Raw genomic sequence first — 16884 nt, 5'->3', positions numbered from 1 at the left:
GCATCATGGACAGTATTCATGGCATTTTGCACGGGCTTGCTGTCGCAGCAACGCCGATGCATCTGCTGTACACGCTGATCGGTGTGTTCATCGGCACGATGATCAGTCATTTGCCCGGCATCGGGCCGTCGGCCGGCATCGCGCTGCTGATCCCCGTGACCTTCGGCATGGATCCCACGTCGGCGCTGATGATGCTGACCGGCATTTACTACGGCTGCATGTACGGCGGCGCGGTGACGGCCATCCTGCTGAATACGCCCGGCGACGCCGCCGCGGTGATGACCGTGCTCGACGGCTACCCGCTTGCGAGACAGGGGCGCGCGGCGGCGGCGCTGTCGATTGCCGCGGTCAGCTCGTTCATCGCGGGCATGATCGGCGTCACCGCGCTGTCGTTCGCAGCCGCGCCGCTCGCGGCCGTGGCGCTGCATTTCGGACCCGCCGAGTATTTCGGCCTGATCTGCTTCGCGCTGTCGACCGTCAGCGCACTGACCGGCGATTCGCTCGCGAAGGGCATGATGGCGGTGTTCATGGGGCTCGGCCTCGCGACCGTCGGCATCGACCTGCAAAGCGGCGTGCCGCGCTTCACGATGGGCCTCACCGAGTTGCAGGACCGGGTCGATTTTCTCGTCGTCGTGGTCGGGCTCTTTGCGATCGCCGAAGTGGGCCGCATGGTGGAGGGCACGCTGGGCGGCACGCTGCATACGGTGCGCGTGAAGGGCAAGCTCGGATTCACGCGCGACGACTGGCGCCGCGCGCGCCCCGCGATCTTTCGCGGGTCCGTGCTCGGCTTTTTGTGCGGCGCCGCGCCGGGCCTCGGCGGCACGCTCGCGTCGATGATGTCGTACGTGCTGGAAAAGAAGCTGTCGAAGCATCCGGAAGAGTTCGGTCACGGCGCGATCGAAGGTGTCGCCGCACCGGAAGCCGCGACCAACGCGGACACCTGCGGCGCGTTCGTGCATCTGCTTGCGCTCGGCGTGCCGGGCTCGGGCGCGACGGCGGTGATCATGGGCGCGTTCATCATGTACGGGATGCAGCCGGGCCCCATGCTCTTTCACACCCAGCCGAACCTCGTCTGGGGGCTGATTGCGAGCATGTACATCGGCAACATCATGCTGCTGGTGTTGAATCTGCCGCTGGTCGGCATCCTGTCGCGCATTCTGTACGTCCCGCCGAGGATCCTGCTGTGCCTGATTCTCGTGATCGCATCGGCGGGCGTCTATTCGTTCAACAACGACACGTTCGACCTGTACATGGCGCTCGGCTTCGGCGTGCTCGGTTATGCGTTTCGTCGCTTCGACATCCCGAAGGCGCCGTTGCTGTTCGGGCTGATCCTCGGCCATACGCTGGAGCAGTCGTTTCGCCAGGCGCTGACGATTTCGGATGGCGACCCGACGGTCTTCCTGCGCAGCCCGATTGCCGCGAGCCTGCTCGGATGCGCGGCGATCAGCGTGATCGCCTCGGTGTGGGCGCGCCGGCGCCCCGCGAGGCTCATGCGGCGCATCGCGCGGCAAAGCGCCGAGCATCAGCTTGTCGAGGAGCGTCATTGAACGCCGCAGCCGCCCGGCGGCCCGGCCCGAACCAGGAGGTGCGCCGATGCAGACGGTAGCGCAAGGACGGCCGCGCGGCGACGTATCGCTGCGGCAGATTTTCGTGCTGTTTTGCCGCATCGGCATGACGAGCTTCGGGGGCGGCCTGTCCGCGTGGATCTATCGCGAAGTGGTCACGCAGCGCGGCTGGCTCGGCGCCGAGGAGTTTCTCGGCGCGCTCACGCTCGGGCAGATCCTGCCCGGCTCGAACGTCGTCAACCTGTCGATCTACGTGGGCTACCGGATGTGCGGCGTCGCGGGCAGCATCGTCGCGGTGCTGGCGCTGCTCGCGCCGCCGATGGTCGTCATCGTGCTGTTCGCCAGCGCGTTGCATACGACGATCCAGTTGCCGTGGGCACATCGCTTTCTGGAAGGCGTCGCGGCCGGCGCGCTCGGGCTGAGCGCATCGGTCGCGGTGCGCAACATGCGGGTGGGGCGGGGCGTGCCGCGCTGGCCGCTCGCGCTGGTTGCCGCGGTGTTCGTGGCCGTCGGCGTGCTGCGCTGGCCGCTCGTGCCGGTCGCGCTGGTCGCCGGTGCGGCGGGGCTCGTGCTGTCTGCGAGGGCTTCGCGCGATGCGTGACGATCTTTACCTGCAACTGATCGCGGTGTTCGTGCCGCTCTCGCTGCTGTCGATCGGCGGCGGGCAGAGCGTCGTGGCGGACATCAACCAGCAGGCGGTCGCGATCCACGGCTGGGTGACGCAAGCCCAGTTCGTCGATCTGTACGCGATCTCGCGCGCGGCGCCCGGCCCAGGCGCGTTGCTGACCACGCTGATCGGCTGGAAGGCGGGCGGATGGCCCGGCGCCGTCGTCGCATCGCTGGCGCTGTTCGTGCCGTCGTCGGTGCTGGCGCTCGTCGCGACGCTTGTGTGGCGGCGGCACGCGCATCATCCGTGGCGGCGCGTCGCCGAGCGCGGCCTCGTGCCGATCGCAACGGGCCTGATCCTGTCGAGCTCGTTCGTGGTGCTGCGCGCGGCGTCGTCGACATGGCTCATCTGGGGACTCGCCGCGTGTTCGCTCGCAGTGTTCGTGCTGCGGCCGAAGCTGAATCCGCTGGCCATTCTTTTTTGTGCCGGGATGCTGAATGTGCTGGCCGGCAAACTGGCCTGACCGGAGGACGGGCATGCAACTCTATGGCAGACGCAGTTCGATCAACGTGCAAAAGGTGATCTGGTGCTTCGCCGAACTGGGCCTTGCCGAGGCGCGCGATTATCAGCGCATCGATGCGGGTCTCGAATTCGGCGTCGTGGATACGCCGTTGTATCGTGCGCTGAACCCGAACGGGCTCGTGCCGACGCTCGTCGACGGCGACCAGGTGATCTGGGAATCCAACACGATCCTGCGCTATCTGGCCGCGCGACAGCATGACGGCGCGCTGCTGCCGACGCAGCCCGGCGAGCGCGCGGAGGTCGAGCGCTGGATGGACTGGCAACTCGGCACGCTGTGGGCCACGCTGCGCATCGCGTTCCTGGGGCTTACGCGCACGCCGCCGGCGCAGCGCGATCCGCAGACGATCGATGCGTCGTTGACCGGGACCGCGCGGCTTCTGCGGCTGCTCGATGCACGGCTCGACGGCCAGCCGTTCGTCGCGGCGGGGCGCTTCACGCTGGCCGATATCGTGCTCGGGTTGTCCGCGCACCGCTGGTATGGGCTCGCCGAACGTTTCCCCGAGCGACCCGTGTTTGATCTCGCGATACCGGAGGTAGCCCGCTGGCTTGCGCAGCTGCGCAGCCGCGCGGGAATGATCGAAGCCACTCGCGCCTGACAGCGTCCGGCGGCACGCCGGCGCATTGCGCCGCGACGACTGGACGACGCGCACCTCGCATCCCGCACGGCGGCGCGCACTGAACGCGCCACGCGTGCGCGACGCCTTCGCCCGATTGCCGCGAGGCGCGCGGGCACGCCGTTCTGTTTCCTGTTTTTGGGGACCGCCGATGCGGTCCTGGTGACCTGAAACTGGGCACAAATACTGGGTTGACAGTTTAATGTCGTAACGTAGAATGAAAAATGTCGACATTTTAAGGTTGGCAGATCGCAGCCGGTCATCCGGTTCGCGAAGCACGCTCGGATTCACGCATCCCACTATCACGAAACCAACGGAGGAGACGTCATGCAGCGTTTTTGGAGAACCTTCACCTGGGCGTTCGTCGCATGCAGCGCGGCGCTGTGTGCGATGCCGGCCCAGGCGCAGTCGCACTACAAGCTGGTCAAGACGATCGATCTGCCCGGCAAGGGTGGGCACGGCGACTGGGTCGTGTTCGATCCCGCGACGAACCTGATCTGGCTCGCGCAGTCGCCGGACCACGACGTCGTCGTGATCGACGCGAAGACGCATGCGGTGAAGGCGGTCATCGACGGGATCAAGGACGCCAACGGGATCGCGCTCAGCGGCCAGTACGCGTTCATTGCGGACCAGGCGGCGAACCGGCTGGTGGTGATCGACAAGCAGGACTTCAAGCCGGTGGCCAGCGTCGATTCCGGCGGAAAAGCACCGGACGGCGTCGCATTCGATTCGCGTCGCGATGCGGTTTTCGTCGGCAATGACGACAGCAACACCGAGACCGTCTTTTCCGGCACGCCGCCGTTCGGGCGCATCGCCGACATTGCGCTGAAGCCCGCCAAAGCGAAGCATGGTCCGGACGTGAACCTGTATGTCGATGCGACCGACCGCATCTATCAGCCGGTCGACAACGTGGTGGACGTGATCGATCCGGACACGCACACGGTTGCCGACGTGTGGAACTTTCATCTGCACAAGGATGCGAAGCCGATGGTGTACGACAGCGAGGCGAAGCATCTGATCATCGGCAGCCGGGACAAGAAAATGCTGATCGTCGATACGAGCGGCAAGCTGCTCGCGAGCATTCCGTTCGACGGCGGCAAGATCGATCAGACGGCGATCGACGTCGGCGCTCGCCGTGCGTTCCTCGGCGACAAGTCCGGCAGCCTCGAAGTCATCGATCTGGACACCAATCAGGTGATCGACCATCTGCCGGCCGAGAAGGATACGCATACGCTGGCGGTGGACACGAAGAACCATCAGGTTTTCGTCTACCTGGGCAAGAGCAATGTGGTGCGCGTCTACGCACCGGTCTGAACACGTCGGTGAGCGCATCAGGCAGAAGGGCCGTATCGAAACAGGCAGGCCAATGCGCCAGACATTTAGTTTTACTAATCATGAAGGAGACAAAATGAAATCTTCCGCACGGACTCGCGCCGTCCTGGCCACGTTCGTCGCCCTGGGGGCCGCTTCGTCGGCCCGCGCGCAGAGCAGCGTGACGCTGTACGGCGAACTCGACGAAGCGATCGCCTATTACAACAACGTCGGGAAAGCTTCGTTACTCGAACTGCAGGGCGCGGATCTGACCGCGAACCAGTGGGGTCTCAAGGGGACCGAAGACCTCGGCGGCGGCTCCGCGGCGATCTTCAACCTCGAAAACGGCTTCAATCTCAATACCGGGAAGCTGAGCCAGGGCGGCCGCGAATTCGGCAAGAACGCGTATGTCGGTCTGCGTAACAGGAACTTCGGCACCGTCACGCTCGGCCGGCAACTGGATACGACGGTCGATCTGGTGCAGCCGTTGACCGCGGACCGCTATGGCCCGGCGTTCACGACGCCGGGCGACGCCGATAACAACGACAACACGTTCCGCCTGCAGAACGCGATCAAATATACGAGCCCCAACTACCGCGGCGTGCAGTTCGAACTGATGTACGGGCTCGGCGGGGTTGCGGGCGATGTTTCGTCGCAGGGATCGTCGTCGGCGGCGGTTTCCTATACGCACGGCGGCTTCAGCATCGCCGCCGGCTACGTGTTTGCGAAGAACGACGGCGCGGGCGGCGTGGGCACCGCGGATCAGACGCAGAACAGCGAGGTGACGCCGCTGTACGGCAACACGCCGTTCGTCGGCTCGCGGATGATCACGCACGTGGCGGCCGAATATGACTTCGGCAAGTTCTTCACGAATCTCCGCTACAGCAACGCGCAGTGGAAACCCTACGACACGTATACGGCATTCGACCGGACCGAGAACTTCAACACGGCGGCCGCATCGCTCGGTTACCGCTTTACGCCGGCGTTGCTCGTCGATCTCGGCTACACGTACACCCGAACGAACGGCGGGTCGTCGGCGACCTATAACAACCTGTCCGCGGGCACCGAGTACAGCCTGTCGGTCCGCACGACGATCTATGCGATTGCCGCCTACTCGCACGCAACGGGGACGACGTTCAGCCAGGACGGCAACAGCCTCGTTCCCGCGGGCGGCACGGTCGGCGACCTCGAATCCAGCTCGGGCACGCCGAACCAGCTGGTCTTCATGGTCGGCACCACCACGAAGTTCTAGGGGCCGCGGAGCGCGGCCGGCATCGCGGCCGCGCCGCGGTTGCCGGCGACGCGCGGGGCCCGCCTGCCGGGCGCTCGCGCCCGGCCCTCCCGCATACCGGCCGGGCGCGCCGCACCGGCGGACGGCACGTCGCCATGCGCGGATGCGCACGGCCGCGACGACACGCGACGACACGCGCGGCAAGCCGATAACCCCGGTGGACAGCAGAACGCCGGTTGCTGCGTCAATGTCGGACGCATCGGGGGCGTAAGCCGGGTCGATCCGTGCAAGCGCCGCGTGACGGCATCGCCGATCCCCCGGCCGCCTGCCGCGAATCAGGATCGTCTCCCCTGTCGATGCGCTCCGGGCATGCGGCCCCCTCTGGACCGCGCGCACCCCATCCCCCACAGGCAATTCTGTATTTCAGCGCACCCTGCTGCGCGCGTCCGCGCTCCGGCGCACGCTCAGGCATCGGCCATGCACCGGGCTGCTCCCCGCGCCCAGCGCCTCTCCCGCGTTTTCCGCCGTCCGCTTCGCTGCGCGCCGCACGTCCGCTCGCCCTCGCGTATCAGGGATACCAGGTAAGGGTTAAGTCGGATGTCGGCGGCGTGCTGACATGCTTATAGTGCCCATATTGAAAAAAAATACACGCGACGTAAAAAAATTCACTTCGCGGGTTGGATGGGCATACGGAGACGACATGACGAAATCCGCCGGCCGGCGCGATCCCGAGGAAAGCCTCGCGATCAGGGCCGCATGGCTGCATTACGCCGCAGGCCAGACTCAGGCCGACGTGGCGATGCGTCTGGGCGTCAGCAACGTCAAGGCGCACCGGCTGATCATGCGCGCCAACCAGAGCGGCGCGGTGAAGGTCACGATCGACGGCGAGATCGCGGAATGCGTGGTGCTGGAAGCCGAACTCGCCGAGCGCTATGGCCTCGCCTATTGCGAGGTGGTGCCGGAGCTGCATGAAGACGGCCTGCCGCTGCGCGCGCTCGGGATCGCCGGCGCGCAATTCCTGCAGCGCGAGATCGCGGCCCGCCAGGGCGGCGTGATCGGAATCGGGCATGGCCGCACGCTTGCGGCGGTGGTCGCGCACATGCCGCACGTCGAGGCCGGCAAAGTGCGTTTCGTGTCGCTGCTCGGCGGCGTGACGCGCGATTACGCGGCCAATCCCTACGACGTGATCTACCGCCTCGCCGAAAAAACCGGCGCGATGTCGTATGTGCTGCCGCTGCCTTTCTTCGCGAATACCGCCGAGGATCGCGAGGTGCTGCTGTCGCAGCGCGGCATCCGCGAGGTGTTCGATCTGGCGGCGCACGCGGACCCGATGATCGTCGGGATCGGCAGCGCGCTGCCGGATGCGCAGCTGGTCGCGTCGCAGATGATCGAGCCGGCCGAAATCCGCGAAGTCAGCGAACTGGGCGGCGAGGGCGAACTGCTCGGCCACTTTTTCGATTGCGACGGCAAGCCCGTCGAAACATCGCTTGCGGCACGCACGGTCGCGCCCGATCTGGCCGATCTGGCCGGACGGCGCATCGTCGCGATCGCGGGCGGAACCGGGAAAATCAAGGCGATTCGCGCGGTGCTCAAGAGCCGCCTGCTGAACGGGCTGGTCACGGACGAAGCAACGGCGCTGGCGCTTTGCCGCGAGGCGCGCGCCGGGGAGCCGGCATGATGACGCGCGACGCACACGATCTGCTGATCGGCATCGATGCCGGGACCTCGGTCATCAAGGCCGTGGCGTTCGACCTGAGCGGCCGGCAGATCGCGGTGGCCTCGGTGCCCAACCGCTACACGACGCAGGCCGACGGCGCGGCCTTCCAGTCGCTCGAACAGACGTGGTCCGATTGTGCGCAGACGCTGCGCATGCTCGGCGAGCGGGTCGACGGGCTCGCGCGCCGCACCCGTGCGGTCGCGGTCACCGGGCAGGGCGACGGCACCTGGCTCGTCGGCGCCGGCAACCGGCCCGCCGCCGATGCCTGGCTGTGGCTGGACGGACGCGCCGCCGATACCGTGCGGCGCCTGCAGCGCAAGCCGGCGAGCCGCGCGCGCTTCGAAGCCACCGGCACCGGGCTCGCGGCCTGCAGCCAGGGGGCGCAGCTCGCGCACATGGCCGCGACGATGCCCGACGTGCTCGCGCGCGCCGAAGTCGCGCTGCACTGCAAGGACTGGCTGTACCTGAAACTGACCGGTGTGCGCGCAACCGATCCGTCGGAGGCGAGCTTCACGTATGGCAATTTCCGCACCCGCGCGTACGACGACGGCGTGATCGACGCACTCGAACTGGGCGCGCACCGGCACCTGCTGCCGGAGATCGTCGACGGCAGCGAGCGGCTGCACGCGCTGTCTACGGAGGCGGCGAGCGCCACCGGCCTGCTGGCCGGCACGCCGGTGTGTCTCGGCTTCGTCGACATCGTGCTGACCGCGCTCGGCGCCGGCATTCACACCGACGGCGCCGCCGGCGCGACCTGCTCGATCATCGGCTCGACCGGCATGCACATGCGCGCGCTCGGCAACGCCGACGTGCACCTGAACGACGCGGGCACCGGCTATGTGATCGCGCTGCCGCTGCCGGGCATGTCGGCGCAGGTGCAATCGAACATGGCGGCCACGCTGAATCTCGACTGGATCCTGAACCTCGCCTGCGATCTGCTCGCCGAGTTCGGCGCGAAGCTCTCGGCCAGCGAGCGCGTGAAGCGGATCGACGGGTGGCTGCAGCAGGGCCGCCCCGGCGTGCAGCTTTACCACCCGTACATTTCGGACGGGGGCGAACGCGGCCCGTTCATCAACGCCCATGCGCGTGCCGGTTTCATCGGGCTCACCAGCGAGATCCGCTTCCCGGACCTGCTGCGCGGCGTGGTCGAGGGGCTCGCAATGGCGACGCGCGACTGCTACGCGGCGATGGGCGGCGCGATGCCGCAGGACCTGCGGCTCACGGGCGGCGCGACGCGCTCGCGCGCGCTGCGCGCGGTGCTCGGCGCAGCGGTCGGCGCGCCGGTGCGCACCTCGGCGCGCGAGGAAGCCGGCGCGGCCGGCGCGGCGATGATGGCCGCGGTCGCGCTCGGCGCGTACCCGGACATGCACGCGTGCATCGCCGAGTGGGTTACGCCGCTGCTGGGCGCGGCCGAGCCGCCCGATGCGGAACTCGTGCGCACCTACGACCAGCTGTTTCCCGCGTACCAGCAGGCGCGCCGCGCGCTGGAACCGGTCTGGGACGCGCTCGCGCAGCAAGCGAAAGCGCGCTTTGGCCGGCACGCGCTTTCATCGGGTATGGACGTCGAACGGAGGACGGTGCAATGAGCGACAACGCGATGGTAGACCTGCTCGTCATTGGCGGCGGCGTCAATGGGGCAGGCATTGCGCGCGATGCCGCGGGCCGGGGGCTGTCGGTCGTCCTGTGCGAAAAGGACGATCTCGCGCAGGGTACGTCCTCGCGTTCGGGCAAGCTCGTGCACGGCGGGTTGCGCTATCTTGAGTACTACGAATTTCGTCTGGTGCGCGAGGCGCTGATCGAACGCGAAGTGCTGCTCAATGCCGCGCCGCACATCATCTGGCCGATGCGCTTCGTCCTGCCGCACAGCCCGGACGATCGTCCCGCGTGGCTCGTGCGGCTCGGGCTGTTCCTGTACGACCATCTCGGCGGCCGCAAGAAGCTGCCCGGCACGCGCACGCTCGATCTGCGGCGCAGCCCCGAGGGCCAGCCGATCAAGGATCAGTACCGCCGCGGCTTCGAGTATTCGGACTGCTGGGTCGACGATGCCCGCCTTGTCGTGCTCAACGCGCTCGACGCGGCGCAGCGCGGCGCCCAGGTGCTCACGCGCACCGCGTGCGTGTCGGCGCAGCGCGAAAACGGCGCGTGGCGCGTCGAGCTGCGCGATACGCGCGACGGCGCGAGCCGCGTCGTGCGGGCGCGCGCGCTCGTCAATGCGGCCGGGCCGTGGGTGGCCGACGTGATCGGGCGCACCGGCTGCCAGTCGACCCGCAAGGTGCGCATGGTCAAGGGCAGTCACATCATCACGCCGAAGTTCTGGGACGGCCCGCAAGCGTACCTCGTGCAGAACCACGACAAGCGCGTGATCTTCATCAACCCGTACGAAGGCAACATGGCGCTCGTCGGCACGACGGACGTGCCGTGGGATGGCGCGCCGGAAAGCGTCGCGATCGACGAAGCGGAGATCGAGTACCTGCTCGCCGCCGTGAACCGCTATTTCACGCGGCAACTGCAGCGCGACGACGTGGTGCAGACGTTCTCGGGCGTGCGCCCGCTCTACGACGACGGCAAGGGCAATCCGTCGGCCGTCACGCGCGACTACGTGTTCGATCTCGACACCCAGGGCGGCGCGCCGCTGCTCAACGTGTTCGGCGGCAAGATCACGACGTTTCGCAAGCTCGCCGAGCACGCGCTGCAGCATCTGCGGCCGACGTTCCCGCAGATGGGCCGCGACTGGACCGCGCAGGCGACGCTGCCGGGCGGCGAGATCGACGGGGCGGACGTGCCGCGCTTCATCGCCCGCCTGCAGCGCGAGCATGAGTGGCTGCCGGAAGCGCTCGCGCGCTATTACGCGCGCACCTACGGCGCGCGCACGGCGCGGGTGATCGGGCAGGCTACGTCGCTGGCGGGACTCGGCCGCAAGTTCGGGCCGGATTTCTACGAGGCCGAGGTGAGCTACCTCACGGCCGACGAGTGGGCGCAGACCGCGGAGGACATCCTGACGCGCCGCACGAAGCACGGGCTGCACATGAGCGCCGACCAGACGGCCGCGTTCGGCGCGTGGTTCGAGGGGCGTCCCGCGCGGAAGACCGCCTGAGCCGACATCGATCCTTATCCGTTACGACACGACCATGGCCTTCACTCTTTCGCTGAACACGAACCCGCTCGTGAACCGCTTTGCGGAACCCGACGATCTGATCGACGCGATCGCGCATCAGATGAAAATCCGCGACGTGCAGCTCACGCACGAGTTCATCAACCCGTCGTGGCCCGGCGCGGTGACGCGCCGCCTGACGCGCCAGATGCGCGCGGCGCTTGCGCGCACCGGGGTGCGCATCACGTCGGGCATGACCGGGCCTTACGGACGGCTGAACCATTTCGGCCATCCGGACGCGGACGTGCGGCGTTACTACGTCGACTGGTTCAAGACCTTCGCGGACATCACCGCGGACCTGGGCGGCGAGTCGATCGGCACGCAGTTCGCGATCTTCACCTACCGCGACTACGACGACGCCGCCCGGCGCGACGCGCTGATCGACACCGCGATCGACTGCTGGGCCGAGGTCGCCGAGCACGCGCATGCGGCCGGCCTGAAGTTCGTGTTCTGGGAGCCGATGTCGATCGGCCGCGAGTTCGGCGAGACGATCGCGGCCTGCATGGCGCTGCAGGCGCGCCTGAGCGCCGCGGGCACCGCGGTGCCGATGTGGATGATGGCCGACATCGATCACGGCGACGTGACGAGCGCGAACCCGGACGACTACGACCCGTATGCGTGGGCGCGCGCGGTGCCGCGCGTGTCGCCGATCATCCACATCAAGCAGTCGCTGATGGACAAGGGCGGCCACCGCCCGTTCACCGCCGGGTACAACGCGCGCGGCCGCATCCAGCCCGCGCCGCTGATCGAGGCGCTGCACGCGGGCGGCGGCCGCGACAACGAGATCTGCCTCGAACTGTCGTTCAAGGAGCGCGAGCCGACCGACCGCCAGGTTGTCGCGCAGATTGCCGAATCGGTGGCGTTCTGGGCGCCGCACTTCGACACCGGCATCGCCGACCTGAACCTCTGACCGGACCCGACCGCCATGGACCGCGTGATGACACAGAAGCTGATCAACGACGGCGACGCCGCCGTCGATGAAATGCTCGAAGGCGTGCTGGCCGCCCACGGCGACGTGCTGATGCGCAGCGACGCCGCGCCGCGCGCGATCGTCGCGCGTCACGGTCCGCGCGCGGGCAAGGTCGCGCTGGTGATCGGCGGCGGCTCGGGCCACGAGCCGACGTTTCTCGGCTTCGTCGGCAAGGGGCTCGCCGACGCGGCGGCGATCGGCAACGTGTTTGCGTCGCCGCCGCCGCAGCCGGCCGTCGACGCGGCGCTCGCCGCGCACGGCGGCGCCGGCGTGCTGTTCATGTACGGCAACTACGCCGGCGACGTGATGAACTTCGACATGGCCGCCGAGCTGCTCGCGCTGGACGGCGTCGAGGCGCGCACCGTGCTGACGACCGACGACATCGCGTCGGCGCCGCGCGATCAGCGCGCGCAGCGCCGCGGCGTCGCGGGCAACGTGTTCATCTTCAAGGCGGCCGGCGCCGCAGCCGATCTGATGATGCCGCTCGACGACGTGGAGCGGGTCGCGCGGCACGCGAACGCGCGCACGTTCACGCTCGGCGTCGCGCTGGCGCCGTGCTCGCTGCCGCAGACGCGGCGCGCGAATTTCGACATCGCGGCAGGCGAGATGGAAGTCGGCATGGGGATTCACGGCGAGCCGGGCATGCGCCGCGAGCCGCTGCGTCCCGCCGACGCGGTGGTCGACGAAATGATGGATGCGCTGCTCGCGGAAATGGGCGCGGCGCGCGGCGAACGCGTCGCGGTGCTGGTGAATTCGCTCGGCGCGACGCCGCTGATGGAGCTCTACATCGTCAACCGCCGCGTCGCGCAGCGCCTCGCGCAGGCCGGACTCGTCGTGCATCGGACTCTCGTGGGACCGCTGTGCACGTCGCTCGAAATGGCGGGGGCGTCGATCACGCTGATGCATCTCGACGACGAACTGCAGCGCCTGCTCGATCATCCGTGCGCGTGCGCGATGTTCCGCCAGGAGGCGTCGTGATGGCCGAACTGGACACCGGCGACGTCGCGCGCCTGTTCCGTCAGCTCGCCGATACGCTCGGCGCGGCGCGCGACGAACTGTGCCGGCTCGACGGCGAGATCGGCGATGCCGACCACGGCATCGCGATGGCGCAGGGCTTTGCCGGCGCGTGCAGCGCGCTGGCGGCGCTGCCCGAAGCCGGCACGCTCGCCGACCAGTTCAACGCGGCGGCGAAGGGCTTCCTGAATGCGGTGGGCGCCTCGTCGGGGCCGCTCTATGCGACCGCGTTCATGCGCGCGGCGCGGGTGGCCGGCGTGCGCGCGCAGATGCCGCTCGCCGAAGCGCCGGCGCTGATCGTCGCGATGGCCGACGGCATCCGGACGCGCGGCAAGGCCGAGCCCGGCGAAAAGACGATGGTCGACGTGTGGGCGCCCGCGGCCCAGACGGCCGCGCAGGGCATGGCAGCGGGCTGGCCGCTGCGCGAAATCATGGCGCGCGTGCGCGAGGCGGCCGCACATGGGGCCGAGTCGACCCGCGCGATGGTGGCGACGAAGGGGCGCTCCGCGCGTCTCGGCGCGCGCAGCGTCGGACACGTCGATCCCGGCGCCGCCTCCGCGGCGCTCGTGCTCGATGTAATCGCCGAAGACTGGAGCAAGCGTGATACGGCATGACATGACAGGCGGCATGCGTGCGCGGAGCGATCCGCGTGCGTGCGCCGCAGACGCCTCGCGGCAACCGGGCGGCACGACGCAAGCGGGCCTGCCCGCTGGGCGTGCCCGCAGTTTCAACGTACAGGAGTTGTTCCTATGAGCTCAATCGCTCCCTCGCTGAAGCGCCGTTCGCGGCGCGGCGTGTCCACCGCGGTCGCGACAGTGCTGGTGCTGGCGCTGCTCGGGGCGATGGCCGCGAGCGTCAAGATCGTGAAGATCGGCTCGGCCGACGATACCCAGGTGAAGGCATTCGATCCGGCAGCCTATGGCGTGACCCAGTTTCCGAAGACGCAGGCTGCGATCGAGCACCGCGCGGTCGATGCGGCGACGCTCGCCGCCGCGATCGCGAAGGATCAGGATGCCGCCGGCAAGCAGTACGGCATTCCGGGCGGCGGCATCGGGCCGGAAATGGCGGTGAAGTTCACCGGCGTGGCGACCAGCGACGACTCGGGCATCTACACCGTGAAGGTGCCGGGCGTGCCCGACTCGCTGGTGATTCGCGTGCAGACCGGCCCGGCGATCAACGGCACCGACCTGCGCGACGCGACCGGCACGATCACCTTCGAGCAGTTCACGAACCAGATCGACTACCAGAACGCCGGCTACGCGATCAACACGGCGATGAAAAAAGCCGTGCTTGCGAAGATCGACGCCAGCAAGCTGACCGGCAAGACCATTTCGGTGGTCGGCGCGTTCCAGCTGATCAACCCGAACGGCTGGCTCGTGACGCCGGTCAAGCTGGACGTGAAATGATGAGCGCGCTCCCGATCCCGTCCGAAACCGGCGACGTGGTGCTGTCCGCGCGCGATATCGTCAAGTCGTATGGCGGCGTGCACGCGCTGAAGGGCGTGAACTTCGAGATTCGCCGCGGCAAGGTGACGACGCTGTTCGGCGAGAACGGCGCCGGCAAGTCGACGCTGATGAAGATTCTCGCCGGCGTCGAGACGCCGACCTCCGGCGAGATCGAGCTCGACGGCGAGCGTGTCGCGTTTGCATCGTCGAACGACGCACGCGATCACGGCATCTCGATCATCCACCAGGAGCTGAGCCTCGCGCCGAACCTGAGCGTGCGCGACAACATCTACATGGGCCGCGAGCTGCGCACCGCGACCGGCGTGAACTTCGCGGAGGAAGCGCGCCGCACGCGCGAACTGATGACGGCGCTCGACGAGGAGCAGATCCATCCGCTCACGCTCGTGCAGGATCTGCGTCTCGGCCAGCAGCAGGTCGTCGAGATCGCGCGCGCGCTGTCGATCGATTCGCGCATCCTGATCATGGACGAACCCACTTCTGCGCTGAGCGCGTCCGAGGTCGAGGTGCTGTTCAAGGTGATCCGCGATCTGACGAGTCGCGGCGTATCGATCGTCTATATCTCGCATCACCTCGAAGAGGCGCTGCAGATCACCGATTACGCGGTCGTGCTGCGCGACGGCCGGATCACCGCCACCGCCGAGGCGAAGGACATCGACCTCGGGTGGATCGTGCGCAACATGGTCGGCGAGAACTTCGATCTCGGTTCGCCGCCGGGCGGCTACGCGTTCGGCGAGGTCGCGCTGTCGATCGACGACGTGAGCGTCGCCGACGCGTCCGGGTCGGGCATGTCGGTCGTCGATCACCTGTCGCTCGACGTGCGCGCGGGCGAGATCGTCTGCATCTACGGCCTGATGGGCGCCGGGCGCACCGAGCTGCTCGAGGCGGTGGCCGGACGGGTGCCGACGACGGGCGGCACGGTGCGGCTCGAAGGCGAGGACGTGGACGGCCTCGACATCGCCGGGCGCATTGCGCGCGGCCTCGTGCTGGTGCCGGAGGACCGGCAGCGCGACGGCCTCGTGCAGACGATGAACGTCGGCGCGAACCTGTCGCTCGCGAGCATCGGCACGTTCGTCAAGGGGCTGCTGCTGTCGACTCCGCGCGAGCGCACGATCATCGCCGAGTCGATCCGCAACGTGCACGTGAAGACTTCGGGCGCGGGCGCGGCGATCGGTTCGCTCTCCGGGGGCAACCAGCAGAAGGTCGTGATCGGCAAGATGCTCGCGACCCGCCCGAAAGTGATCCTGCTCGACGAACCGAGCCGCGGCATCGACATCGGCGCGAAGGCCGAGGTGTTCCGGCTGCTGAGCGAGAGCGCCGCGCGCGGCCTCGCGGTGGTGTTTTCCACCTCGGAAGTGGCCGAATGCCTGAGCATCGCGCATCGCATCGTCGTCATGCGTCGGGGCAAGATATCCGCGGAATTCGGCGCCGATGCCACCAAGGACCAGATCATGGCCGCTTCCGGCGAGGCCGTGGCGATCTGATCAAGACAAGACATGTACGGAGACACGAACGTGAACGACGCTGCCAAAACCACCCAGTCGAACCGTCACGCCGGCCGTTTCGGCGACGGCTTCGAGATCGGCAAGATCCTGCTCGAAGGGCGCGCATTCTTTGCGCTGATTGCGATCATCATCATCTTTTCGGTGCTGTCGCCGAACTACTTTTCAGTGGACAACTTCCTGACGATGGCCTCGCACGTGGCCATCTACGGCCTCCTTGCGATCGGCATGCTGCTCGTGATCATCAACGGCGGCATCGACCTGTCGGTCGGCTCGACGCTCGGCCTCGCGGGCGTGGTCGCCGGCTTCTTCATGCAGGGCGTGACGCTGAATCTGTTCGGCGTCGTGCTGTACCCGGCGGTGTGGGTCGTCGTGGTGCTGTGCTGCCTGCTCGGCGCGTTCATCGGCCTCGTGAACGGCGTGCTGATCGCGCGCTTCAAGGTGCCGGCCTTCGTCGCCACGCTCGGCGTGATGTACGTCGTGCGCGGCCTCGCGCTGCTGATGACCAACGGCCTCACCTACAACAACCTCGGCGGGCGCGCCGATCTGGGCAACACGGGCTTCAACTGGCTCGGCTTCAATCGCCTGTTCGACGTTCCGGTCGGCGTGCTGATCCTCGCGGTCGTCTCGGTGCTCGGCGCGATCCTGCTCGGCCGCACCGCGTTCGGCCGCTGGCTGTACGCCTCCGGCGGCAACGAGCGCGCGGCCGAGCTGTCCGGCGTGCCGGTGAAGCGGGTGCAGATCGGCGTCTACATGCTGTCGGGCGTGTGCGCCGCGATCGCGGGGCTGATCCTGTCGTCGCAGCTGACCTCCGCCGGTCCGACGGCCGGCCTGTCTTACGAGCTGACGGCGATCGCCGCGGTGGTCATCGGCGGCGCGCGGCTCACGGGCGGCACCGGCAACATCCGCGGCACGCTGCTCGGGGCCTTCGTGATCGGCTTCCTGTCCGACGGCCTCGTGATCATCGGCATTTCGTCGTACTGGCAGACGGTGTTCACCGGCGCGGTGATCGTGCTCGCGGTGATGCTGAACGCCATCCAGTATCGCCGCCGCGTCAGGCGTCCCGCGTCGACCGGCAGCCAACCTACTTCTACGTAAGCCGGAGGGCGGCACGCGTCGCCCCGCCGGCTTGCGGGAAGCTTGTCGGATTACCACGC

The 16884-nt window shown here is 68.0% G+C and carries 15 protein-coding genes; all 15 read left to right on the top strand.

Translation table 11 applies throughout. From position 1 onward, the window contains the following. Positions 1–5 precede the first annotated feature (5 nt). The 15 genes from AC3AP7_RS10530 to AC3AP7_RS10460 all read left to right on the top strand — a co-directional run bounded on the left by AC3AP7_RS10530 (position 6) and on the right by AC3AP7_RS10460 (position 16825). A complete protein-coding gene (locus AC3AP7_RS10530) occupies positions 6–1547 on the top strand; it encodes a tripartite tricarboxylate transporter permease (RefSeq protein ID WP_475763283.1) in 1542 nt (513 codons plus the stop codon). Between the two features lie 46 nt (positions 1548–1593). After that, complete coding sequence (locus tag AC3AP7_RS10525) at positions 1594–2166, top strand: chromate transporter (RefSeq protein ID WP_475763285.1); 573 nt, start codon at positions 1594–1596, stop codon at positions 2164–2166. After that, entirely contained in the window at positions 2159–2695 is a 537-nt protein-coding gene (locus AC3AP7_RS10520) for a chromate transporter (RefSeq protein ID WP_475763287.1), read from the top strand. Before AC3AP7_RS10525 ends, AC3AP7_RS10520 begins: the two co-directional genes overlap by 8 nt. 13 nt (positions 2696–2708) lie before the next feature. Further along, entirely contained in the window at positions 2709–3350 is a 642-nt protein-coding gene (locus AC3AP7_RS10515; RefSeq protein ID WP_475763289.1) for a glutathione S-transferase family protein, read from the top strand. Between the two features lie 345 nt (positions 3351–3695). Then, positions 3696–4682, top strand: coding sequence for a YncE family protein (locus AC3AP7_RS10510; RefSeq protein ID WP_475763291.1), 987 nt, complete (start codon positions 3696–3698; stop codon positions 4680–4682). Between the two features lie 94 nt (positions 4683–4776). Further along, positions 4777–5931: a porin gene (locus AC3AP7_RS10505; protein ID WP_475763293.1), complete on the top strand. Its 1155-nt coding sequence runs from the start codon at positions 4777–4779 to the stop codon at positions 5929–5931. A gap of 679 nt (positions 5932–6610) precedes the next feature. Then, positions 6611–7588: a sugar-binding transcriptional regulator gene (locus tag AC3AP7_RS10500; protein WP_475763295.1), complete on the top strand. Its 978-nt coding sequence runs from the start codon at positions 6611–6613 to the stop codon at positions 7586–7588. Continuing rightward, positions 7585–9213 (top strand): FGGY-family carbohydrate kinase, encoded by a 1629-nt coding sequence (locus AC3AP7_RS10495; protein WP_475763297.1) that lies wholly within the window; start codon positions 7585–7587, stop codon positions 9211–9213. Before AC3AP7_RS10500 ends, AC3AP7_RS10495 begins: the two co-directional genes overlap by 4 nt. Continuing rightward, on the top strand, positions 9210–10721 hold the full coding sequence (locus AC3AP7_RS10490) for a glycerol-3-phosphate dehydrogenase (RefSeq protein ID WP_475763299.1): 1512 nt from the start codon (positions 9210–9212) through the stop codon (positions 10719–10721). Before AC3AP7_RS10495 ends, AC3AP7_RS10490 begins: the two co-directional genes overlap by 4 nt. Before the next feature lie 34 nt (positions 10722–10755). After that, entirely contained in the window at positions 10756–11688 is a 933-nt protein-coding gene (locus AC3AP7_RS10485; RefSeq protein WP_475763301.1) for a sugar phosphate isomerase/epimerase family protein, read from the top strand. 27 nt (positions 11689–11715) lie between these two features. After that, the gene (locus AC3AP7_RS10480) at positions 11716–12726 is read left to right on the top strand and encodes a dihydroxyacetone kinase subunit DhaK (RefSeq protein WP_475763303.1); all 1011 of its coding nucleotides are present in this window, start codon (positions 11716–11718) and stop codon (positions 12724–12726) included. After that, positions 12726–13376 (top strand): dihydroxyacetone kinase subunit DhaL, encoded by a 651-nt coding sequence (gene dhaL, locus AC3AP7_RS10475; protein ID WP_475763305.1) that lies wholly within the window; start codon positions 12726–12728, stop codon positions 13374–13376. Before AC3AP7_RS10480 ends, dhaL begins: the two co-directional genes overlap by 1 nt. A 135-nt stretch (positions 13377–13511) precedes the next feature. Then, positions 13512–14168 carry a DUF2291 family protein gene (locus AC3AP7_RS10470; protein WP_475763307.1) on the top strand — a complete coding sequence of 219 codons (657 nt, stop codon included), beginning with the start codon at positions 13512–13514 and terminating at the stop codon, positions 14166–14168. Beyond that, complete coding sequence (locus tag AC3AP7_RS10465) at positions 14165–15709, top strand: sugar ABC transporter ATP-binding protein (RefSeq protein WP_475763309.1); 1545 nt, start codon at positions 14165–14167, stop codon at positions 15707–15709. Before AC3AP7_RS10470 ends, AC3AP7_RS10465 begins: the two co-directional genes overlap by 4 nt. Before the next feature lie 30 nt (positions 15710–15739). Next, a complete protein-coding gene (locus AC3AP7_RS10460) occupies positions 15740–16825 on the top strand; it encodes an ABC transporter permease (protein ID WP_475763311.1) in 1086 nt (361 codons plus the stop codon). Positions 16826–16884 lie beyond the last annotated feature (59 nt).

Source organism: Paraburkholderia sp. PAMB 6770 (assembly GCF_057748135.1).
Note: the sequence above shows the minus strand (reverse complement) of the source record. Positions and strands in the feature narration are given on the sequence as shown.